Annotated in this window: 20 protein-coding genes; 18 read left to right on the forward strand and 2 right to left on the reverse strand. The window is 33.9% G+C overall.

Annotation, left to right across the window (positions count from 1 at the left end; genetic code table 11):
* Window positions 1–201: 201 nt before the first annotated feature.
* The 16 genes from ACW9JY_RS06260 to ACW9JY_RS06335 all read left to right on the forward strand — a co-directional run bounded on the left by ACW9JY_RS06260 (window position 202) and on the right by ACW9JY_RS06335 (window position 19,784).
* On the forward strand, window positions 202–1,617 hold the full coding sequence (locus ACW9JY_RS06260) for an MFS transporter (protein ID WP_103076768.1): 1,416 nt from the start codon (window positions 202–204) through the stop codon (window positions 1,615–1,617).
* 79 nt (window positions 1,618–1,696) lie between these two features.
* On the forward strand, window positions 1,697–4,321 hold the full coding sequence (locus tag ACW9JY_RS06265; protein WP_457283740.1) for a valine--tRNA ligase: 2,625 nt from the start codon (window positions 1,697–1,699) through the stop codon (window positions 4,319–4,321).
* Entirely contained in the window at window positions 4,322–5,638 is a 1,317-nt protein-coding gene (locus tag ACW9JY_RS06270) for a bifunctional folylpolyglutamate synthase/dihydrofolate synthase (protein WP_457283741.1), read from the forward strand.
* Window positions 5,639–5,662: 24 nt separating this feature from the next.
* The gene (ruvA, locus tag ACW9JY_RS06275; RefSeq protein WP_457283742.1) at window positions 5,663–6,235 is read left to right on the forward strand and encodes a Holliday junction branch migration protein RuvA; all 573 of its coding nucleotides are present in this window, start codon (window positions 5,663–5,665) and stop codon (window positions 6,233–6,235) included.
* Between the two features lie 209 nt (window positions 6,236–6,444).
* Window positions 6,445–7,800: a bifunctional UDP-N-acetylglucosamine diphosphorylase/glucosamine-1-phosphate N-acetyltransferase GlmU gene (gene glmU / locus ACW9JY_RS06280; protein ID WP_457283767.1), complete on the forward strand. Its 1,356-nt coding sequence runs from the start codon at window positions 6,445–6,447 to the stop codon at window positions 7,798–7,800.
* A gap of 1 nt (window position 7,801) precedes the next feature.
* A complete protein-coding gene (locus ACW9JY_RS06285) occupies window positions 7,802–8,752 on the forward strand; it encodes a ribose-phosphate pyrophosphokinase (RefSeq protein ID WP_103076763.1) in 951 nt (316 codons plus the stop codon).
* A gap of 226 nt (window positions 8,753–8,978) precedes the next feature.
* A complete protein-coding gene (locus tag ACW9JY_RS06290; protein ID WP_457283743.1) occupies window positions 8,979–9,650 on the forward strand; it encodes a 50S ribosomal protein L25 in 672 nt (223 codons plus the stop codon).
* A 3-nt stretch (window positions 9,651–9,653) separates the two neighbouring features.
* Window positions 9,654–10,229 (forward strand): aminoacyl-tRNA hydrolase, encoded by a 576-nt coding sequence (gene pth, locus ACW9JY_RS06295; protein WP_103076761.1) that lies wholly within the window; start codon window positions 9,654–9,656, stop codon window positions 10,227–10,229.
* Window positions 10,230–10,257: 28 nt separating this feature from the next.
* The gene (locus ACW9JY_RS06300) at window positions 10,258–11,673 is read left to right on the forward strand and encodes an Rne/Rng family ribonuclease (protein WP_103076760.1); all 1,416 of its coding nucleotides are present in this window, start codon (window positions 10,258–10,260) and stop codon (window positions 11,671–11,673) included.
* Between the two features lie 28 nt (window positions 11,674–11,701).
* Entirely contained in the window at window positions 11,702–12,952 is a 1,251-nt protein-coding gene (locus ACW9JY_RS06305) for a hypothetical protein (RefSeq protein WP_457283744.1), read from the forward strand.
* 36 nt (window positions 12,953–12,988) lie between these two features.
* Window positions 12,989–14,071, forward strand: coding sequence for an AAA family ATPase (locus tag ACW9JY_RS06310; protein ID WP_103076758.1), 1,083 nt, complete (start codon window positions 12,989–12,991; stop codon window positions 14,069–14,071).
* Between the two features lies 1 nt (window position 14,072).
* Complete coding sequence (locus tag ACW9JY_RS06315; protein WP_103076757.1) at window positions 14,073–15,257, forward strand: vWA domain-containing protein; 1,185 nt, start codon at window positions 14,073–14,075, stop codon at window positions 15,255–15,257.
* Window positions 15,258–15,275: 18 nt separating this feature from the next.
* Entirely contained in the window at window positions 15,276–15,662 is a 387-nt protein-coding gene (locus ACW9JY_RS06320) for a YbaB/EbfC family nucleoid-associated protein (protein ID WP_103076756.1), read from the forward strand.
* Window positions 15,663–15,760: 98 nt separating this feature from the next.
* On the forward strand, window positions 15,761–16,765 hold the full coding sequence (gap, locus tag ACW9JY_RS06325) for a type I glyceraldehyde-3-phosphate dehydrogenase (RefSeq protein WP_457283745.1): 1,005 nt from the start codon (window positions 15,761–15,763) through the stop codon (window positions 16,763–16,765).
* Window positions 16,766–16,835: 70 nt separating this feature from the next.
* A complete protein-coding gene (tpiA, locus tag ACW9JY_RS06330) occupies window positions 16,836–18,803 on the forward strand; it encodes a triose-phosphate isomerase (RefSeq protein ID WP_457283746.1) in 1,968 nt (655 codons plus the stop codon).
* 135 nt (window positions 18,804–18,938) lie between these two features.
* Window positions 18,939–19,784: a GNAT family N-acetyltransferase gene (locus ACW9JY_RS06335; protein WP_457283747.1), complete on the forward strand. Its 846-nt coding sequence runs from the start codon at window positions 18,939–18,941 to the stop codon at window positions 19,782–19,784.
* Window positions 19,785–19,788: 4 nt separating this feature from the next.
* Here the strand turns inward: ACW9JY_RS06335 and ACW9JY_RS06340 are convergent, their stop codons facing one another.
* On the reverse strand, window positions 19,789–20,112 hold the full coding sequence (locus tag ACW9JY_RS06340; RefSeq protein WP_457283748.1) for a hypothetical protein: 324 nt from the start codon (window positions 20,110–20,112) through the stop codon (window positions 19,789–19,791).
* A gap of 411 nt (window positions 20,113–20,523) precedes the next feature.
* On the opposite strand from ACW9JY_RS06340, the gene ACW9JY_RS06345 reads away from it, so the two are divergent.
* Entirely contained in the window at window positions 20,524–22,200 is a 1,677-nt protein-coding gene (locus ACW9JY_RS06345) for a peptidylprolyl isomerase (RefSeq protein ID WP_457283749.1), read from the forward strand.
* Window positions 22,201–22,269: 69 nt separating this feature from the next.
* Window positions 22,270–22,722 (forward strand): QueT transporter family protein, encoded by a 453-nt coding sequence (locus ACW9JY_RS06350; protein WP_103076750.1) that lies wholly within the window; start codon window positions 22,270–22,272, stop codon window positions 22,720–22,722.
* Here the strand turns inward: ACW9JY_RS06350 and ACW9JY_RS06355 are convergent.
* Window positions 22,719–24,467, reverse strand: a complete 1,749-nt coding sequence (locus ACW9JY_RS06355) for a proline--tRNA ligase (RefSeq protein WP_457283750.1) — start codon at window positions 24,465–24,467, stop codon at window positions 22,719–22,721. The two genes, ACW9JY_RS06350 and ACW9JY_RS06355, sit on opposite strands and share 4 nt — an antisense overlap.
* Between the last annotated feature and the right edge of the window lie 7 nt (window positions 24,468–24,474).

Genomic DNA, 24,474 nt, shown 5'->3' on the forward strand with positions numbered 1-24,474 from the left:
TTTCTTACATGATACCAGATTATTTAATCATTTGTTCATATTTCATTTTTTCTACCCACACTTTTTGGAAGAGAACCCAAAAATAACATTTATTAAATTAGAAAGTAAACTTTATTTTTCATTGGTGAATTATAATATATTTTCAAACGACTACACTTCAAAAACAAAAAAATAAATATAGTAGCAAGGAGAAAAATAAATATGGCAAAATATGCAAAAACAAGGTTTCTCTCTATCTTAGAGGCAGGTTCATACAACGCGTTTTTTATCGGTACACAAGGGTTTATTTTTACGACTCTTGCTCTATACTTTAACGCATCTCCTCTTTTTATATCAATAATGACCTCTTTTCCTATTATAGCACAGATGTTTCAGATTTTCTCTTCACGAATAAACCAATTCATTGGTTCCAAGAAGAAAAGCTTGATAATAAATGCGTTTATATCGAGAACTTTATTTGTTTTATTACCCATTTTCATCTTTTTTGATGTGAGATCTGAGTACATTATGTTAATTATTATACTTTTATTTTCTTTTTTCGGAACATTCGTAGGCAACACTTGGACAGTTTTGATTAGAAGCGTAGTACCCTTTGAGCAAAGAGGTAAATATTTTGGACTTCGTAATATTTTCGCTTCCATAACTGGTATAATTATGATGTATCTTTACTCTATGTTTTTAGAATTTCCAAATTTTAAAACAGGATTGTTGTTGGTTACAAGTTTTATGGCATTTTTCTCTGTTCTTTCAGCTCTTTTGCTGATGAAACATGAGTTTCCAGAAGAAAGCGAAAAAAATCACTCCGTTAACCTAAACATTTTTTCACCCTTTAAAGATAGAAACTTTAAAAATTTTCTCCTTTTTATGTTTGTTTGGAGTTTTGCCATAGAATTTGCAAGGCCTTATTTTGCCTATTATGAAGTGGCGATTTTGAATATAAATTATCAATTTCTTGGGAATATGGGAATAATAACTAGTGTTATCTCTATTTTTTTATATTTGTTTTATGGTATAGTAGCAGATAGATTTGGTAGTAAAAATGTTCTAAGTCTGGGGATTTTGTTGTCAACTTTTAGTCCGTTGATGTACTTTTTAATGAATACAACGAATTATAGGAGTATTGAATTATTAAATGCGATTTTTGCAGCCTTTGCGTGGTCGGCGATAAACTTAGCAATTTTTAACTTACTCTTAGAAATATCCAAAGAGCCATCCGAAAATTATATCGCAGCCAACTCTTTCGTTGCCGGGATCGCAGCGATTTTTGGGTCGTTGAGTGGAGGTTTCTTAGCAAATCATCTTGAAAATATAGAGATTCATTTTATGGGGGACCCCTATCATGGGATTCAATTGATTTTTATTATAGGATTCATATTAAGGATCATATCTGTTATTCTATTAACTGAAGTTGAGGCAATGGAAAAGCCCATCAGATATAAAGGAATATTCTCACCCGAAGCAGCTTTGTTTAAAAGAAGAGAAATCAATTTTCCTTTTGATTTATTCAGAAGGAACAGAAGGAAAATCAAAAAAAGTGAACTTCCCCCTTCCGTTGATGTAGAAAACGAAGAGAAAAATCAAGTAGTTACAAATGACAATAAAGAAGATAAGGAATAAATTCAATCTTTGATTTAATAAAGCATAGAGTGTAAAATTAGATTGACACCATTCATCAAAAATTTAGGAGGTCGCATTAATGGATATTGGAAAAAGATATATGCCACACGAACTTGAAAATAGATGGTATAAGATTTGGGAAGAATCCCATTCCTTTGAGCCAAGACAAGGAAACGATAAGTTCAGTATAGTAATTCCGCCTCCAAATATAACTGGTAAAATACATATTGGTCATGCTTTAAATATCGTTCTTCAGGATATTTCTGTGAGATACAATAGAATGAAAGGGAAGGAAACAGTTTGGATACCCGGAGAAGATCATGCGGGGATAGCAACACAACATGTTGTTGAAAAATATCTTTTAAAAGAAGAAGGTAAAAGAAGAGAAGATTATACTAGAGAAGAATTTTTAAAAATTACTTGGGATTGGGCAAACAAATATCGTAATCACATACGTGAACAGATAAAAGCATTGGCAGCCTCTGTCGATTGGAGCAGAGAAAGATTCACTTTAGATGAAGGGCTCAACCAAGCGGTAAGAAAGGTCTTCGTTTCTTTGTACAATGAAGGTTTAATATACAAAGGAAAATATATAGTAAATTGGTGCCCTTCCTGTGGAACCGTCCTGGCAGACGATGAGGTTGAGCACAGCGAAGAAAAAGGCAAACTTTGGTATATAAAATATCGTCTTGAAAATACTCAAAATTATGTAACTGTAGCAACCACTAGACCTGAAACTATGTTAGGAGATACAGCTCTCGCTGTTAATCCTTCAGATGAAAGGTATAAAAATTTGGTTGGAAAAATCGCTATTTTGCCAATTGTCGAAAGAAAATTGAAAATTATAGCGGATCCTTACGTAGACCCAAACTTTGGTACAGGTGTCGTCAAGGTTACACCTGCCCATGATCCCAACGATTATCAAATTGGTTTAAGACACAACTTGGAAAGAATACAAATTATAGACGAAAATGCAAAGATAAACGAAAATGGCGGCAAGTACGCTGCATTAGATAGGTATATAGCTAGAGAAAGAATAGTCGAAGACTTGAAAAAAGAGGGATTATTAGAAAAAGAGGAAGATTATACTCATTCAGTCGGTCATTGTTACAGATGTGGCACCGTTATAGAACCTCTTCTTTTGGATCAATGGTTTGTGAAAATGAAACCCTTAGCAGAAAAAGCAATACAAGTAGTGGAAAATGATGAAATAAAATTTTACCCCGAAAGATGGAAAAAAGTGTATCTTAACTGGATGTATGAAATAAGGGATTGGTGTATATCAAGACAGCTTTGGTGGGGACATAGAATCCCAGTTTGGTATTGCCAAAACTGTGGGCATGTGAATGTATCCGTCGAAGACGTTAAAAAGTGTGAAAAATGTGGTTCTACGGATCTAAAACAAGATGAAGATGTACTAGATACGTGGTTTTCTTCAGCTCTTTGGCCTTTTTCTACCCTAGGATGGCCCGAAAAAACGGAAGATCTTAAAAAATTCTATCCAACCGATTTGTTAGTCACCGGATTTGATATAATCTTTTTTTGGGTTGCAAGAATGATAATGATGGGAGAAAAGTTCATGGGGGAGAAGCCTTTTCATGATGTTTACCTACATCAATTGATAAGAGACAAATATGGAAGAAAGATGTCTAAATCGTTGGGCAACGGTATAGATCCCTTAGAAGTAATTAACGAATATGGAACGGATCCTGTTAGATTTACTTTAGCAATTTTAGCTGCTCAAGGAAGAGATATTAAATTAGATGTTGGATCCTTCGATGCCTACAGAAAGTTTGCAAATAAAATATGGAACGCCGCTAGATTTGTACTCTTAAATATGGAAGACTACGAGAAAATTGTACTGAAAGAAGAAGATTTAAAAATCGAAGACAAATGGATTTTAACCAGATTGAATTCTACAATACTAGAAATATCCAAAGATTTAGAAGTTTATAACTACGATCAAGCTGCAAGAAAACTGTACGATTTTTTCTGGAATGAATTATGTGATTGGTATATAGAAGCCTCAAAAAATAGGTTAAATTCGAGTGGTAAAGATAAATTGGTAGTACAAAATGTTATTCTGCAAGTCTTTGATTCTTCATTACGTTTATTACATCCCTTTATGCCTTATATATCGGAAGAACTATGGCAAAAATTGTCTATAGAGAAAGATTCAGAATTATTGATAAGCGCTAAGTGGCCAGAGAGTAACGAGAATAATATTTATCCTGAATCAGAAAAGGTATTCTTGAAGATTATGGAGTTAGTTAAGGGTGTAAGGAACGTTAAAGCCGAAATGGATATACCCCAAACACAAAAGGTTGACTTGAAATACAAAATTGTCGCAAAAAACAACGATTTTATAGAAAAAAACATAAGTTTAATTGAACATTTAGCTTTTTTGAAAGATATAACTCAAACTGAAGTGAAACCAGCAAAATCTGCCACTGCTTATGTAGATGAAAGTGTAGAAGTTTACATACCTTTAGGTGATTACATAGACATCGATACAGAGAAACAAAGGTTAACAAAAAAGTTGGAAAAGCTAGCAAAAGATATAGAATTATATAATAAAAAATTATCAAATAAAAATTTCGTCGAAAAGGCTGATCCGGATGTAGTAGAAAAAACAAAAGAAGATTTGATAGAAAGTGAGAAAAAATATCAAAAATTGCAAACACTCTTAAAGGAGATTAGTTAAATGGAATTTACCAATTTAGTTGATTATCTTTATCAAAGAGGAGCAGCAAATTTCAAGGTGAAATTAGGTCTCGAAAGGATAGAAGAATTAACTAAACGTATAGGATGCCCGCAGAATTCGTTCAAAAGTATACACGTCACAGGTACTAACGGAAAAGGAAGTGTTACCACTGCACTTTCACAAATTTTAAGATATAATGGAATGAAAGTTGGAACCTTTATATCCCCACATTTGGTTTCATTAACTGAGAGAATAAAAATAAATGGGAAAAACATTTCTGAGAGAGAATTTGTGGAGATATACAATGAGATTGAAGAAGAAATAAAAAAAATGGATCTGAAAGGTGAAGAATATGCACCATCATTTTTTGAAATAACAACAGCTATGGCCTTTAAGTATTTTGAAAAGCAAAAAGTGGATGTAGGAATCATTGAAGTGGGCTTAGGAGGAAGGTTGGATGCTACTAATGTTATCAATTCTGATGTCTCAGTGATAACCTCTATATCTAAAGACCATATCAAAACCTTAGGTAATACTCTTGAAGCGATAGCTTATGAAAAAGCAGGTATCATAAAGAAAAACAATTTTTTGGTATTGGGAAATATAGACGAAAGCCCAAAAAAAGTTATCTTAAATAAAGCTAAAGAAGTCAATGCAGAAAAGGTTTATGAACATGGAAAAGATTTTAATTCTACCAACCATAGATATTTTATTAACAATAATATGTTAGATTATTATGGTATCAATTCTGAAATTAAAGATCTGATTTTTGGTGCCAACGGGACGTTCCAAATGGAAAACGTTACAACATCTTTGGCAGTAGTAGAAGCGTTTATGCAAAAATTTGGAAAAGCTCTATCTATTGAGAAAATCCGAGAAGCTATGGCAAACTTTTATTGGGAAGGTAGGTTTGAGTACACAGAAATAAACGGTAAAAAGATAGTTTTCGACGGTGCCCACAATTTTGCTGCTGCCCAGCAATTAGAAAAAAGCATCAATCTTTACTTTCCTACTCAGAAAAAAATTGCCTTGATTGGGATATTGGATGATAAAGACTACAAAAAAATGTCACAAATTTTTGCTTCAGTTTTTGATAAAATTATTGTAACATCAGTTCCTACCGAAAGGGGAAGACATCCCGAATTAATATATGAAGAATTTAAAAAGCATTCCAAAAATGTTGAGTTTATAAAAGACCCTTCGGAAGGTTTCAATAAGCTTTTATCAGAAAAAAGTGATATTTATTTTTTCACTGGTTCTTTGTATCTCCTTGGAAAAATTAAAGAATTAATATCTACTAATTTAGTAGCATTGTAGATATCTTTTATCGAGGTATATAATATGATAAGAAAAATTAACGCAACAATTGAAGATTTTGAGGACGAAAAAGTTCTAATCAAAATTGGAGCTTTAACTCTGGAAGCGTATCCTTCGTTGAACGTTATAAGATACTTAAAAAAGGGTGACAAATACGATTTTTTTGCATCCCTTGAAACAAGCGAATGGAACACATCACTTTATATTTTTAAAGATAAAATAGAAAGAGATGTTTTTGAAAGTTTAAAGAAAGTTTCAAAAATCGGACCAAGAATTGCTTCAAAAATCCTTAGAAAAACGGATGCAGAAGAATTTATACAAATGATAAACTCCCAAGATACAACGCTCCTTTCAAACCTGCCTGGCATAGGTAAGAAAACAGCCGAAAGACTAATATCTGAACTTTCTGATTCTTTCAGTGCCTATTCAGCTGGGGTAGGCGCTCAATCGTATGGAAATAATAATGTAAAAGAAGCTATAGAAGCTTTAGAAACTCTTGGATTTCAAAGATATGAAATTATGAAGGTCATAGGTCAACTTGATCTAGAAGAACTAAAAACGGAAGAAATAATTAAAGAATGCCTTACAAGGCTGTAGGTAATTTTCTGGTGGGATTTGCGAAGCGAAGAGGCGCTAACAAAAATCTTTAGAAATTAAAAAAATTTCAAAAAAATCTTTTGATTTTAAAAGGGTCAAAGGGCGAAGCCCTCCACCCCTTGTTGGACTTAGGGACCGCAGGTCCCTTCCTTAAGAAGGGTGGGGAGAGGGGGTAGGGGCGCTAAAAATTATGAAAGGAGGAGGTAGATATAAAAGTATTAATACTTGCCGCTGGGCAAGGAAAACGAATGAAATCAAAGATCCCAAAAGTTGCACATAAAATTCTAGATAAGCCAATGATAAATTGGGTCATAGATGTTGCAAGAAAAATAACCGACGAAATCGGGATAGTCCTAGGAAATGGTAAAGATCTAGTAAAAGAATTGTTGGATGAAAATGTTAAAATTTTTGAGCAAAAAGAAAGATTAGGAACGGGTCATGCTGTACTCTGTGCAGAACAATTTCTCGATGATAGCGATATCTTGATACTTTACGGCGATGTGCCATTTATCTCTTACCAAACTTTAAATTCTCTCATTGAAAAACATTTAAAAGATAATAACAGTTCGACTATACTCTCAGTAAAATTAGAGGATCCAACTGGTTATGGACGTATAATAAAAAACGAAGATAAATCTGTTAAAATTGTTGAGGAAAAAGATGCCGATACTTTTGAAAAGCAAATAAAAGAAGTTTATACAGGAATTGCAGTTTACAAAGGAGAGCAATTAAAAGAAGCCTTACACCGTATCACCCCCCAAAATGCGCAAGGAGAATATTATTTAACCGATGTTTTTGAGCATTTGGAAAAAGTTGGTGTGGTAGAATTAGAAAATGAAACAGAGGTTATAGGTATAAACGATAGAATACAGTTAGCGCAAGCTGAAAAAAAGATAAGAAATGAAATTTTAAAGAAACATATGTTAAATGGAGTTACAATACAGGATCCAGATTCTACTTACATCTCCGTCGATGTAAGTATCTGTCCTGATACAATAATTTATCCCCAAACATTTATATACGGAAAAACGACCATCGGAGAAAATTGTGAAATAGGTCCATTAACAAGGATCAAAGATTGTATCATAGAAGACAATGTGAAAATAATTCGATCGGAATGCGAACTAAGTAGAATACAAAAAAATGTTTCAGTAGGTCCTTTTTCAAGGCTGAGAGAAGGAACAGAGTTGCAAGAAAACGTTAAAATAGGTAATTTTGTTGAAACTAAGAAAACTAAAATATCTTGCAACAGTAAAGCACAGCATTTAACTTATTTAGGTGACACTTATGTTGGAAGAAATGTAAACATTGGTGCAGGAACTATAACATGTAACTACGATGGTAAGAAAAAGAATAAGACCTTTATAGATGATGGAGCCTTTATTGGAAGTAACACCTCTTTAGTTGCACCAGTTAATGTTGGGAAAAATTCTCTTATAGGAGCGGGGTCTGTAATAACAAAAGATGTGCCAGACAATGCCTTAGCCTTAGCAAGGACGCATCAAATAAACAAAGAAAATTGGGTGTTAAAAAAGGATTCAAAAAATGTAGAGAAGGGAGTATAAAATGTCAACTAAAGAGAATCAATTCAAAGTATTTGCAGGAAACTCTAACCCTCCTTTAGCTAAAAGAATTGTAGAATACATGGACACAAGATTGGGAGACTGCGAAGTATCAACTTTTGCAGATGGTGAAGTAAATGTAAAAATTAACGAAACAGTCAGAGGATTCGATGTATATATAATTCAATCCATAGCTCCACCTGTAAATAATAATTTCATGGAGTTACTAATAATGATCGATGCTTTAAGAAGGGCTTCAGCTGCATCTATATCTGTTATAATTCCATACTTTGGGTATGCTCGTCAAGATAGAAAAGCGAGGGGTAGAGATCCAATTACTGCAAAGCTAGTTGCTAATTTAATAACAACGGCAGGAGCAACTAGGGTAGTAACAATTGATCTTCATGCCGAGCAAATCCAAGGGTTCTTTGATATACCAGTTGATAATCTGTGGAGTTTCCCAATTTTTTCAAAGTATTTTTTAGAAGAAATGAAATTGACACAGCACGACACCGTGGTAGTCTCCCCGGATGTTGGTGGCGTAAAACGAGCTAGAAAGTTTGCCGAAAAATTAGGATCTTCTTTAGCCATTCTAGACAAAAGAAGGCCCAAAGATAACGTTGCAGAAGTAATAAACGTAATAGGAGAAGTAGAAGGATCCAATTGTATAATATTCGATGACATAATAGATACTGGTGGATCTCTAGTAGCTGCTGCTGAAACTCTACATAACAAAGGTGCGAAGAAAATTATTGCTGCCGCTACACACGGGATATTTTCACTCAATGCTATTGAAAAATTGCAAAATTCAAGTATTGATAAAATAATTGTTACAGATACAATATATCATAAAGAATTGCCTGACAAGTTTGTAGAATTAAAATCCTCTGAACTTTTGGGAGAAGCGATAGTCAGAATAAGAAAAAATTTATCTGTTAGTATACTTTTCCGATAATTAACGGTTGGGAAGCTAGGCAAAAGGATTATTTTCTTTTCCTTATGGGTGCGGAGCGGGGCGAATCCCGTTTGCTGGTTTGTGCAAAAAATGTTTTTAAATAATTTTAATATTGAACTTGGGGATTTTAAGGGGGTTACCCCTTAGCGTCCCGGGACAAAAAGCGCTAACAAACAACTTTTAGAATTTATAAAGTACTAATAAATAATGGTTAGGAGGTTATTGTATGGCAACAGTTTTCAAAATGGATGTTAATAGAAGAGATTCAAAGATCAAGGCCAGGAAATTTAGAAATGAAAAATTAATTCCAGCAGAAATATACGGCCCGGCTTTAAAGGAGAACAAACACATAAATATTCCATATAAAGAACTGGAAAGTATGTTAGAAAAAGTTTCTGAAACTACTTTGCTTGAGCTTAATGTAAAAGGAGAAAACAGCGAAGAAAAAGTGAGATGTTTCATAAAATCTGTTCAAAGGCATAAAGTGTCGGACCAACCAATCCACGTAGATTTTTATGTTCCAGAAGAAGGAAGAAAAATGCATTTAAGGATACCTCTAGAATTTGAAGGAGAGCCTCTTGGAGTTACACAAGGCGGTTATTTAAATACCTATGTCCATGAAATACCTGTCGCAATTCTACCTTCGGATATCGTTGATTCAATAAAGGTAGATATCTCTGAGCTAAAAATGGGCGAATCTTTATCCGTTTCAGATATTAAAAATCTTCTTCCAAAAAGTGCGGAGGCCCTTCTAGAAGACGAAGAAATCGTCATTAGTGTAATAGAACCGAAAGCGGTAGAAGAAGTTACCGAAGAAACTGAGGAAACTGAAGAAGGAGAACTAACTGAACCCGAAGTAATAGAAGAAAAAACGCCTCAAGACATGAAGGAAGAATAAAAAGTGAGAAATTTGGTAATAGGTTTAGGAAATCCTGGCCCGCGTTATGTTTTTACAAAACATAACGTGGGTTTTTTAGCTTTAGATAAATATGAAGAAACCAAAAAAAATAGATCGAACATAAAAAAAATATCTGGTAAGAACTTTGAAGGCTTTACTATAGAAAACGATATTTTCATCAAACCGTTAACTTACATGAATGCAAGTGGAGAAGTGTTACCATATGTTTTTAAAAAATTTGGTAAAATAGAGGGAAGTTTATTAATAATTTACGACGATATATGGTTGGACTTAGGTGAAATTCGTATAAGAAAAAGCGGCTCTGATGGGGGACACAATGGATTGAAATCAATAATAGCCATTTTAAAAAGTACCGATTTCCCTCGAATAAGAATAGGTATCAACAATGGATACGAGCATGGATCTGGAAATTTGGCAAATTATGTTTTAAGTCCTTTTACCGAAGAAGAATGGGCCAAATTGGACAAAGTACTTGATTATGTTACTACCGCGATAGACTTGATTTTAGAAGGAAGAATAAACGAAGCGATGAATAAATTTAACAAAAAGATAATTTAGAACAGAGTTGGAGGAAGGAAATAAAGCAATGGACGAAGAAAAGACAATGTTAGTAAGTAAGGCTCTAGAAGAAATCAGAATAGCAATATTGGAAGAAGATAAATTAAGTGAAATTTTTTTCGAAGATTTTGAAACCGATAGGAATACGGGGAAAATCTTCTTAGGTATAATTGAAAATAAAGTCCCAAGTTTGGAGGCTTTTTTTGTAAACATTGGATTAGGAAAAAATGGTTTTCTAAGATACAGAGACGCTCTTGATGATCCTAATCAATATAACGTGGGAGACAAAATTCTAGTTCAGGTAAGAAAAGATGGGGGAACGAGAAAAGGTCCTCAACTTTCTATGCAAGTAAGTTTACCTGGTAAATATCTGGTATACATTCCAAATTCTGATGACAGTATTGGCATATCCCGAAAAATCCTCCAAGAAAAAGAAAGAACAAGATTGAGAGAAATTGCAAAAAAGATACTAATGGATAACGAATCCATTATATTTAGAACCAATTCTGAAGGAATAGACGAAAAAGAAGTAGAAATAGAATTAAAAGAAATGAGAAAAATATACAATAGTATTTTACAAAGATTTCGATCCCAAAAAAATCCTGGAGTTTTATATGAAGAAAGCGACTTTCTTGAGTACATATTAAGAGAGCGACTGGATTCTAAAACAAAAAAAATAATCACAGATGACAGACAAATTTACAGGAAACTAAAAAAAAGTTTGAAAGGCTTTGAACTAAAACCCAAAGTTGAGTATGTTAGAGGAGATGTTTTTCGGATCCATAATATATACCATCAAATGGAAGAGATCTTTACAAAAAAGATCGAACTATCAGGGGGAGGTACCATTACTTTAGATAGAGCAGAAGCTTTAACCGCCATAGATGTAGATTCTGCTGGAAATTTAGAAGGTAAGAACATTGAGGAAACTTCTTTTATTACAAACATGGAAGCAGCCAAAGAAATAGCCAGACAATTGAAATTAAGAAATATTGGAGGAATGATCGTCGTAGATTTTATAGATATGAAAGACTCTTCGCATAAAAAAACGATTATCAATATTCTTAAAGAAGAGACTAAAAAAGATAAATCAAAAGTTACCATTTTAGGATTCACAAACATGGGACTTTTAGAAATTATTAGAAAAAGAACCACACAACCTTTGGATACCAATGTGTATTCACAATGCCCATTGTGTCATGGAACGGGTAAAGTCATAGCCCCTTCTCTGGTGCATGGAAGATTAATAAAAGAATTGTTATCCTCGACCAAGGAAATAAAAAAAGAAAAAATAAAAGTAGTAGAAATAAATGCATTTCATAACCTCTCAGGATATTTAACCCCATCTTTGACTGAAGAACTGGAGAAAAAGTTAAACGTAAAATTAGAAGTATCTTTTAATTGGCAAAATCCTAATTCTTACAATATTAAATACAAAAAATAATTTGTTTGCAAGAAAGCGGTGAAAGTCTATGTTAAAGAAAATATTATTTTTTGCGATAATTACTCTTTCTATCTTTTTTTTCGTTTCTGGAATATACTTTTCTAATTCAAAAACCAACGATACTGTAGATTTTTTAAGTAGCACTTATGATAATCAAAAGGAGCCTCTAATACAGTATCTTTCAGATACGCAAGAAGTCATATCAACCAACAGTCAATCCTTCTTCAAAAAAATCGATGAAAATGGGACGTATCTAACAAAAATAATTCAAACAAACAACAATGAATATGTTTCATTGGCTATTAAAGGGAACCAGTACTATTTGTATTTCATAGACGAAGAAGGCAATATAAGAAAAGAAATGTTCATAGAAAGCGGTCAGGTAAGTATAAACGACTTTGTTTTTTTCAACAATGCTTTCACTCTAGTGGGACAAAAAAATGGAAAACCTTACATTTTAAATATCTCAAACAGTGGAGAAATGAACTGGTCTCTTGTTATAAATTATCAGGGAACCTTAAATACAATAAAAAACACCTCAGGGAGCTACGTTGTTGGAGGATGGGTAATAACAAATGGTAACGGTCAAGCGTACATCTCTGAAATAAACCTTACGGGAAAGAAAATTTGGGAAAACATGTATGGAAGAGATAAAGAAGAACAAATAGTTGATTTAGTAATTGATAACAACAGAATCATAGCCGCGGGTACTTCTAATTCTAATCCAGAAAAACAAAACGACTTATTAATATTAGAATATAGTAGAGAAGGTATATTGCTTTTTTCAGATGAATATGGGTATACTACCTTCCACGAAAATCCAAATAGTATAACCCAAGATAATGAAGGTAACATATATATAGGGGGATATTTAGCTACAATAAACGAAAAAGAGTGGAAAGGCTTTATAATGAAGATATCGAAAGAAATTGAACAAAAAGATAATCTCGAAGTTGAATACTTTGAAACGCTATCGATAAAATCACTTTCTAGGGTTGAAAAAGTAAAAGTTTATAACAATCAAATTTATTTGTTAGGAGTTTGTATTGATAATTGGCCGGATTACGATTTGTTTTTGAGAATTATAAATTCCAACGGGGTATTAATTGAACAGAAAATTTTTGGCACTAACGATCAAGAATTAATCTATTCTTTCGAAATATTACCTGCAGGGGAAATTTTAGGTACGGGGCAGGTAAAAGATTCAAATAACCAAGTTTATCCTTTGATCATAAAAACTGATTCATCATACGGAATACCCCAAAAAGAAAAACCCTGATTCTAAATCAGTATCAACGAAAGGAGAGTACATCAATTGAAACCATCAACGGTAAAATACCTATCAAAAAAAATAATGGCTTCTGGAGAAATTCCTCTCTTATGGGGACATTTTGGTGTAGGTAAAACGGATATCGCTAGGGAGATAGCAGAAGAGACAGGAAGAGAATTAATCATATTGATTATCTCTCAGATGGAACCCGGGGATCTGATTGGACTTCCTTCAAGAGGCTCAGAAAAAACTGTCTTTTTAAAACCTGACTGGTGGCCTAATAAAGATGAAGTAATAATAATGATCGATGAAATAAACAGGGCACATAGATCAATAAGAAATGCTATCATGCAATTATTGATAGACAGAAGAATACATAATCACATATTACCGGCTGGGGCATGGATCATGGGAGCAGCTAATCCTCCAGATGAAGAGTACGACCAAGTAGATTTGATAACCGATCCTGCCTTCATGTCAAGATTCTTTCATTTAGAATTGTCTCCTGATGTTGATGATTGGATAAACTGGTCTAATCAAGAGCAAGTAAAAGGTGAAGTTATTTCTTTTATCAAAGAATATCCTGAATATCTCTCTTCCGATAATATAGTATCAATGAGACTCAATTTAAGGCCTAGTCCTAGAAGTTGGTATAAATTATCCAACGTTTTATCTAATTTATCTGAAAACGATATGAAAAAATATGGGTACGTTATTGCTGCCTCAATAGTTGGATCGGAAGCAGCAAGAGCATTTCTGTCTCATCTGGAAAATAAAGTTGAACTACCAAACCCTAAAGATTTACTAATCGAGGGTAAAAATCTTGAAAGAATTGAGAAATTGACCAATGAAGAAAAAGTAAGTCTTATTTTGAGAATAAATAATTACTTTGAATCATTAAAAGAGGAAGATATAGAACAATTATTATCTAATGGAGATCAAAAAACAATCGCAGAAAATGTAAAGAACATAAGTGTGTTCATACCTAAGGATGCTATGTTCTCTGTATTAAGATTTCTAAACGAAATGGTAGAAAAAAACAAAGGATTAAAAAAAGTCTTTTATGATAAACTTTTGGAAGAAATTGCCATTAAATTAGGAGATTCCACTTGGATGGAAGGAATTTAGGATGAATGATATACTCCAAAACGCTTGGATTGAACTAGAAAAAGAAAGCTTATTTTTTTCTTTTTTGAGGATGAATTTTGATTCCATGCCAACTACTTCTGTAAGAACTATAAGGGTTTCAATAACAGCTCAAGGGAAATTTAGATTATTGTACAATCCGAACCGTTTAAAAAATATTGGTTTAATTTTAACCAAAGGAATATTAAAACATGAGATTTACCATATAATATTTGGACACATATTCATAAAACCCAAAAATAAAAGGGAAAGAGGTATTTGGGATTTAGCAATGGATGCAGCGGTAAACCAATATATCAGAGAATTAGATGTATTTGCAGAACCTTTAGATGTAATGGTAGCCGAAGGACATGCCCCAGACAACGAATTCTTTTTTGTTACCGCTCCTATGAACCTCTTAAATAAAACGGCAGAAGAATACTATAAATATGCAATGGATTTATTAGAAAAAAACAAGATGATCGATATAGAAGAGATACTAGAAAAAAGGGAAAACAATCTCGACTCACACGACTTTTCATCAGATATTCCAGAAGAAATGGCTTTTGATATCGTAAGTGAATTCGTTACAAAAGCCTACGATAAAAGCAAAGACAATCTACCCGATGGCATTGAATTAGCGGTTTCTCTTATGGTAACGAAACCTTTCTTCAACTGGGAAACGATGTTAAGAAGATTTTTTGGCAGTTCTATAGTCGTTGAAAAATACAGGACCCTAATGAGACCAAATCGAAGATATGAGGATCAACCGGGTTGGAGATCCAAAATGGGACCAAATATTGCAATAATAATCGATACTAGTGGTTCCATTATAGAAGAAGAATACAACGCATTTTTCAGTGAAATAGAACATATCTCAAAAACTCTCGGTGGAAAAGTCACCTTAATTCAAGCAGACAGTCATGTCCAAAATATCATGACTTATCACAAAGGAAGCTGGAAAGAACTAGTTTTAAAAGGTAAAGGTTCAACTGACATGCAACCTGCGGTTGATTACGTTGAGGAAAATTTAAGACCCGAAGGCATAATCATATTCACAGACGGTTGGGTTGAAGTACCAAATGTCCAAAGAAGGGTTCTCTTCATCTTGTCAAAAAAACACAATCCTGATTTTATAAATAATGTGATAGAATATTATGGGAAGAACAGTGTTGCAATTATCAGTTAACCGTTAGGAGGAATATTCATGGCCAAAAAAATGAAAAGTTTAGGTGGAAGATCCCTTTCAAAAAAATCTGGTAGCAAAAACAATATGAACAAAATGCTTCAAGAAGCCCAAAGGGCCCAAGCTGAAATGCAGGAAGAATTAGATAGGCTGGATGAAGAGTTATCCAACGTTGAAGTAGAAGCCACCGCAGGCGGTGGTGTAGTAAAAGTTGTGGCCACATGCGATATGCGAATAAAAGATATAGTTATATCTGAAGAAGTTGAAGATGAAGATATAGACACTCTAAAAGATCTTATCATAGCCGCTTCAAACGAAGCTATAGAAAAGGCTAATAAACTTAAAGAGGAAAAGACCAACGAGATTTCACAAAAGTTTTTAGGAACTCTTCCTAACTTTGGGGCTTGAAAAAATTAACTTTTTCTTTTCAAAAAAGTATAATTTTATATGTACAATAAAAGTAAGAGAAAAAAATAACAAACAATTTATCAGGAGGTGTTGTATAAGTGGCAGTTAAAATAGGGATAAACGGTTTTGGAAGAATAGGGAGATTAGTTTTTAGGCAGTTAGTTGAAAACCCAAACTTTGAGGTAGTAGCAATAAATGATCTTACAGATTCAAAAACCTTAGGAACACTTTTAAAGTATGACTCCGTTCACGGAAAATTCAATGGAACGGTAGAGGTAGTTGACAATGGTTTAAAGGTTAATGGGAAAGAAATCAAAGTTTTCGCAGAAAAAGATCCCGCTAACCTTCCATGGGCTAATCTAGGTGTTTCAATAGTTATTGAATCTACAGGTGTATTTAGAAACAAAGAAAAGGCTTCAGCACATCTAAAAGCAGGTGCTAAAAAAGTTATAATAACCGCTCCTGCAAAAGGTGAAGTAGATGCAACAGTAGTTATGGGAGTAAATGACAATGTCATCACTCCGCAGATGGAAGTTATTTCAAATGCATCTTGTACAACCAACTCAATTGCACCGGTTATAAAGGTGCTAAACGACAAATTAAAAATTAAAAGAGGTTTGTTAACAACCGTTCATTCATTCACAAATGATCAAAGAGTTCTAGATTTACCTCATAGTGATTTAAGAAGAGCAAGAGCAGCTGCTCTAAATATCATCCCAACAACAACTGGGGCTGCGAAAGCCGTTGGATTAGTAATTCCAGAACTAAAAGGTAAATTAGATGGAATGGCTTTGAGAGTTCCAACACCAGATGGATCTATTAGCGATTTAACTGTAGAAGTAGAAAAATCAACAACCGTTGAAGAAGTAAACAAAATGATGAAAGACGCCGTTGAAAACGAATTGAAAGGTCTCTTTGGATACAATGAAGAACCAATTGTTTCTTCTGATATTGTTGGTTCAACTGTTGCAGGAATATTCGATGCTACATTAACAAATGTAATCGATGGCACTTTTGTTAAAGTCTGTGCATGGTACGACAACGAAAATGGATACTCAACAACCGTTGTGAAATTGGCTGAAAAATTAGCTAAGATGCTGTAATTTCCAATCAAAAAGAGGGGATTTAATCCCCTTTTTCTTTAAAATAAATGTGAATATAGGGGGTGTCAATATGGAAAAATTAACTATAAAAGACGTTGATTTGAAAGGCAAAAAAGTCATAATGAGAGTTGATTTCAACGTTCCTATAAAAGATGGAAAGATAACCGATGAAACTCGAATTAAAGCCGCTTTGGACACAATTCAATATACTCTGGACAAAGGAGCAAAAGTAATATTACTATCTCATTTAGGACGTCCCAAAGGTGAAAAAAATCCTCAATTTTCTTTAAAACCAGTAGCCGATAGATTAGGTGAGTTATTAAATAATAAAGTTTATTTTGTAGATGAAACCAGGGGACCCAAAGTTGAAAAAGCCGTCTCAGAATTAAAAGATGGTGAAGTGTTACTAATTGAAAATACAAGATTTGAAAAAGGTGAAACAAAAAACGATCCTGAACTGGCAAAATATTGGGCGTCTTTAGCGGATCTTCATGTTAATGATGCATTTGGAACGGCTCACAGAGCACACGCTTCCAATGTTGGTATAGCAAACTATATACCAAGTGTCGCAGGATTTTTGATGGAAAAAGAGATCGAATTTTTGCAAAAGGCCGTTGAAAACCCAGAAAAACCATATGTAGTAATTCTGGGTGGTGCTAAAGTATCCGACAAAATAGGGGTTATAAATAATCTATTAAATAAAGCTGATAAGATATTAATTGGCGGTGCTATGATGTTTACTTTCTTAAAAGCCTTAGGTAAAAACGTTGGTTCTTCGTTGGTGGAAGAAGATAAACTCAATGTTGCAAAAGACATATTAGAAAACGCTAAAGCAAAAGGCGTTGAAATTGTTTTACCTGTTGATACCGTTATCGCCCAAAAAATAGAAGCAGGTGTTGAGAAGAAAACTGTAAAAATAGATGATGGAATTCCCGAAGGTTGGATGGGCTTAGATATAGGACCTGAAAGCGTTTCTTTATTTAAAGAGAAAATTTCCGATGCTAAAACAATTGTTTGGAACGGTCCTATGGGAGTTTTTGAAATGGATGATTTTGCTTTTGGTACCGAAGAAGTAGCAAAGGCAATCGCAGAAGTAACCAAAAAAGGTTGTATAAGTATTATAGGTGGAGGAGATTCTGCAGCTGCCGCTGAAAAATTTGGATTAGCTAGCGAATTTTCACACGTTTCAACTGGTGGAGGTGCCTCTTTAGAGTTTTTAGAAGGTAAAGAATTACCGGGCATCTCTTCAATAAACGAAAAAAAAAAGCTGAATGAAAGAAAATTTATTCTCGCCGGAAATTGGAAGATGAACAAGACTAATACAGAGGCAGCTGAATTTGTCTCAAAACTTGTAGGACAGATAAAAACCGAAGATAAGTTTGAAGTTATTGTTTGTCCCCCTTTCACAGCTCTTGAAAAGGTTAGAGATATCACAAGTAGTTCAAACATAAAAGTAGGTGCCCAAAATGTTTATTATGAAGATAAGGGTGCTTACACAGGCGAGATCTCTGTAAATATTCTAAAGGATATAGGAGTGGAATATGTAATTCTTGGTCATTCTGAAAGAAGGCACATCTTTCAAGAAAGCGATGAACTCATAAACAAAAAACTTAAAAAGGTAATATCATCAGGGTTAACACCCATATTGTGTGTTGGTGAACAGTTAGAAGAGCGTGAAAAGGGTTTAACGTTCAACGTTGTAGAAAGACAGATTAAAGAAGCCTTTTATGGTTTAACTGAAGAAGAAGCAAAAACAATCATAATCGCCTACGAACCCGTATGGGCGATTGGAACAGGAAAAGTTGCCACACCCAACCAAGCCCAAGAAGTTCATAAGTTTATTAGAGACCTTTTGAAAGATATCTTCAATGAAGAATTTGCTAAAAAAACCACAATACTTTATGGTGGAAGCATAAAACCAAACAATTATTTAGGCCTCTTTGGTAAACCAGATATAGACGGCGGTTTGGTTGGAGGTGCTTCATTAACAGAAGATTTCGTGGAACTCGCCAATATTATGAAAGAAATTATCGAATAAGCCACCCTAAAGGGTGGTTTTTTCATATTTTTCAGTTTTTATGTTAAAATTATAGATGGTAGAGATTTTAATTCTGAGGTTTCAAAAAATTGGGATCATATGGTTTGATCTGTGAAGAGAAAGGTGGGGGGTACGATGATTACTTACGAATCATTGAAAAATGTTCCGGCGAGTGTTGTTATCGAGCTTGTGAATGAAGTGTTTAAAGACTATGTTTTCCCAGTGAATTGGAATTTAGAAAGTTTTGATAAAGATGTGAAAGAAAACTCTATTTCCATGGAAGATTCTTTTATAGCTTTTTCTGATGGTATACCTGTGGGATTCAGTATTATATCAATAAGAAAAGATGTTGGAAGAATTGACTCAATTGGAGTAAAAGAAGAATTTAGAGGAAAAGGATTGGCTTCTGAAATCATCTTTCGTACAATTGAAACATTAAAATGGAAAGAGATAAAGAAAATAATTTTAGAAGTTGCCCAAAGTGATGAAAGGTCTATAAGATTTTATAATAAACATGGTTTTAGAGCAACAAGAGAGCTGTCTTCTTTCTTAAAAGAAAAAGATAAACCAACGAATACTCATTTCAAATACGAACAAACTACTTCAGATGTAATCTACGAAATGGCTACCGAGGCAAAATTTAGATTTAAAAGAAAACCAAATTGGCAAAGAGAACCTATAACCATAAAACTTAGCGAAAATAGATACAACTATGAAATCATATACGATAACAATAAGAAATGCGGCTACGTAGTATGGGGATTCAACAAAGATAATTGTTATATAGTTGATGCCTCCCCGATTGAAGAGGGTTACGCCTTCGAGGCAATAATTGAAGATATTACATCCAAACTTTTAAAAATAAAAAATAGAATTGTCTTAGTCTCGGTTCCAGAAGATGATCCATTGCACAAAGCATTGATTGACAATAATTATTCTATATTCATAAAGCAGATAGAAATGGAAAGAATCATTCATTGATTTGTCAAATAAGCTCTATTTGGACAAATTCATCGATATTCAAATTGTTGTTTATAGATACGAAATAATAAGATTTATAATTTTCCTTAGTCTCTAATTTCAGGTAATGTTTGTCTCTTCCAAACTCGAGTGTAAAAATAAACTCATTTCCATTTTTTACGAGATCGTAAGATACTAACTTGTCACTAGTAGCTTGTAAGGTGTAGAAAACAAAAAATAGATACTTGTTTCCCCTTTTGTAGCTAATTTCAGTTTCTAACTGAGGAAGTTGATTATTGAACTTGTGGTATAGAATTCTCATTATCAATTTCTCTTTTAAAGGAATCAATATATGTCCTCCCTCCTGTAGATAGGTTAATCTACTTTTAACTAGAAAGTTATATAATTTTCACTCGATTATACCACATTTAAAAGGAATCAGTCAAATTTTCTGCCCCAGTTTTTAAGGTTCTTTTAATTATTAAAAGATATAATGAAAATATTACTATTTTCTCAGCGGTTAAGAACTGCTCCTTATAGGTGCGCTGCGGAGGAAAAGAAAAAACTTCCTTTCCTTATAGGTAGGCTGCGAAGCCTTACTATCCATTTTCCTTATGGGTGGGCTGCGGGGCGAAGGGGCGCAAACAAAGACTAAGCAAGACTTAAGAGAAAACCCTGCAGACAATTAACTCCCAAAGAGTTTAGTTGTAAAAGTAGTTACAGAGCAACATTAAAATTATCAAATCAGAGGAGGTCCATAATGAAAAAACTTTTAGTAGTACTCGGTGTTCTAATGGTTCTATCCGTATCAATATTCTCAGAGTCAGTGGCATATTTAACTTCACAGGACGGGCAGCAAGTATACGAATCTTATTTTTTGGAATTAGATCAATTGATGGGGGAGTATCATAATACATTATTAAATATGTTGAGTCAAAATCCCCAATACGACCAGTATTTTAACAAACCAATAGATCTAATAAGCATAACGGATGTATTAATGGAATACAAAGCCATGGAAAAGTTTTTAAACGACAATGGGATAACGTTAGATGCAACGAAAATTTCCCAAGAAACAGATCAAATGTACAATCAATACATGGGAAGCGAAAGCACTAAACAAATTTTCTTGCAGTTTTTTGAAAAAGAAGAATATTTTCGTGGTTTCGTTAGCAGCCTAGTGTACAGAAACGAGGTAATTAATGAATTAAGAAATTACTTTTCCAATTTCTCTGAAGAAGAGCTATCAACCTATGTTTCTGATAATTTTGAAAATCTGAAAAGTCAATATGATACGGTTAAAATTAGCAGGATCGTAACTACAGATGAAGGTACGGCCAATAACATTAAATCTGAAATATTGCAAAACAAGATCTCTTTCTCACAAGCAGCTTCAGAAAACTCTGTAGATACTCAAACTGCATCAGTTGGCGGCTTGGTGGGATGGGTTAAACGTGGAGATATTTCTGAAAATATATTTGAAGCTTCACTCTCTTCAACTCCCGGAGAAATAATCGGTCCATTAAGTTCTCCATTGGGATATCAAATAGTGCGAGTCGAAGGCAAAAAAATATATGAAACGCCGGATGAGTTATTAGTAGACGAAGATATAAAAAATCAATTAACTACCAGCTTCGTGGATTACCAGATTACTAATTGGTACGATCCATATATGTCTAATTATGATTTTGTAATTTCATACGAACCCTTGGCTATAGCATATGATATTTATAAAGCTCAATCTTTCGATGACTTAGCAAACGTTGAAAAGAAGTATCGTGACGATATATTGAGTGGTAATGGGTTACCTGAAGAATGGTATGTCTCTTATATTTTCATCGTTGAAAATTTACTACCTATGAAAATATCTCAAAAAAATGACCTTGAAAGTTATTTGAATATAGCTCAATCGTACCCCGAGTTTCTAGAATACAGCAACGATGAAATAAATAGTCAAATTGAACATTATACTCAACTTATGGACACGGCCGAATCAACAGATCTACGTAATGAAGCCTCCCAAAAAGAGAGTGCTTTAAGGGAACTACAATATTTGCAAGGTGCTTACGAGGTCTTCACACAGCCAGAAATTCAGAACAAATACGATGAATTAACAAACGATATAGAACAAATGAATGAAGCCCTGGAAAATTCTCTCGTAACCTTAAGAGAAATGAATCCAGATGCTATAGAGGTTATTGGAAAACTATACCAAACAAAACCCGATGATCCAAATGTAGCTTTTGACTATTATGCAACGGTTTATTCCTACATTTTAGATTATTATAATTCAACTGGAGATATTGAATCTGTAAGGCAAGATTTAGAGACAATAAAAGGTACCTTAAATTCATTAAACACAGAAGACCTTGATGAAGAGAGAGCAAATCAAAGGCAACAAATACTCGAAAATATAGACCAACTTTTAAATCAATAAAAACTTTAAGTTAAAGATAATCTGGTAAAGTTGAAATGCTTTACCAGATTTTTTTTGTTGGAGGGAAACATGAGTTCAATTAGAATCGTTAGAGCCTCTTTAATTGCGGCATTATATGTAGTTCTTTGTATAATCTTTCAACCTATCAGTTTCGGTCCTATACAGGTTCGAATTGCTGAAGCTTTTGTGGTTCTGACTTTTCTCGATCCTGCATTCATTCCCGGTATCTACGTAGGTGCTCTGTTGGCTAATATAATAGGAGGCTTGGGTGCTTGGGATATCTGGTTTGGAAGTCTATTGACCTTGATAGCGGGAATTATAACTTGGAAAATGCCAAACGAGTATTTAGCTCCTCTTCCTCCCATATTAATTAACGCCTTCGGAGTATCCGCTTATGTTGCGCCATTGTATGGAGTACCATATTTCTTTTCTGTACTTTGGGTAGGAGTTGGAGAAGCTGTTGCTACGTATATTATAGGGCTACCTATTTTAAAGATTTTCAAAAGAAATTTCTACAATTAGATTGTTAAATTTTGAGTTGGATCATAGTTTTCTAATGCTTCTTTGACTTTATCGTATAACGCTTTTACGTTTTTGAATTCTATCAGTGTGCTTTCTTCTTTATCTCTTTGTTTTAACTCAATTTTTCCTTCTTTTAAACGTTTGCCGATAATAATTTTTATCGGTACCCCTATTAGATCTATATCTTTGAACTTAAATCCAGCGGAGACTTCTCTATCGTCTATAATAACATCGATTCCTTCTTTTAAAAAGTAATCGTAGATCTCTTGGGATGTATTTACAATTGCTTCGTCGTTCATGGCAATGGGTATTATTGCCACTTCAAAAGGAGCGACGCTTTTGGGCCAGATTATCCCATTTTTGTCGTTTAATTGTTCAACTATTGCACCTAAGGTTCTCGATACCCCCCAGCCATAGCATCCCATTATGTAAGGTTTTTGTTCCCCATTTTCATCGGTGAAAACTGCGTTCATTTTTGAAGAGTATTTGTCTCCTAACTCAAAAATTTGACCAACTTCTATGCCTCTTGTTTTTTTAAGTGTGGAATTACAGCCTTGGGTTGGACATTTTTCTCCTTCTTTTACATATCTAATGTCTGCAAACAAATCTATTCGGAAATCTCGTTCGGGATTGGCGTTTATATAATGCCTTTTTTCCTCCATAGCCCCTATAACACCATTTTTTATGGATTTTACACTTAAATCTGCAACTATTTTGATGTTTTCAGGTATGTTCACTGGACCTATAAATCCAACGTTTACACCAAATTCTTTTAGAACGTCTTGCGGATCGGCTAGTTCCAGACTTTGATCTTGAAGAACGGACCTGATCTTGGCAAGGTTTATCTCATAGTCTCCTCTAATTAGTGCCATAACCCATCCTTTGCTGGATCTTAGCAGTATAGATTTTATCAACTTTTTTTCAGAAATGTTCAAGAATTTGGAGACTTCTTCGATGGTTTTGGCGTGTTGAGTATCAACTTTTTCCATTTCTTTGACAGCTTCGTTTTCATCTACTGAAAAATCTTCACCCGATCTTGCCTTTTCATCACTGGCAGCATAACCACATTTTTCACAGTAAAATATTTCTCCCTCGCCGTTTTGTGCCAATACATGAAATTCATGAGAAAAAGAACCACCAATTGCGCCGGTATCCGCTTCTACAACTACATATTTCAAACCTATCCTTTTTAAGATGTTTTCGTAGGCATCATAGAAATGTTGATAAGATTCATGCAATGAGTTGTAGTCGGTGTGAAAGGTATAGGCATCCTTCATGATAAACTCTCTTGCCCTTAACACCCCAAACCTTGGCCTTATTTCATCTCTAAACTTAGTAGCTATTTGGAAAAGGTTGATGGGGAACTGTTTGTACGACCTGAGCTCATTTTTCATCAAAAATGTGATAATTTCCTCATGTGTAGGACCTAAAGTAAACTCTCTATCGTGTCGATCCTTAAGTTTCATCAATTCTGGACCGTAATCTTCCCATCTTCCCGTCATTTTCCACAGCTCTGCTGGATGTATTATAGGTAGCATGATCTCTTGAGAACCTATCTTTTCCATTTCTTCTCTGACTATCTGTTCAATTTTTCTTATGACCTTCCATCCAAGAGGAAGATAACTGTAAACACCTGACGAAATCTTTCTTATAAACCCTCCTCTGATCAATAACTCGTAACTTTTTATGTCAGAATCAGATGGTGTTTCTTTTAAAGTAGGAGCATAAAGTTTGGAAAATCTCAAGATTATC

It is taken from the genome of Petrotoga sp. DB-2, assembly GCF_054051725.1.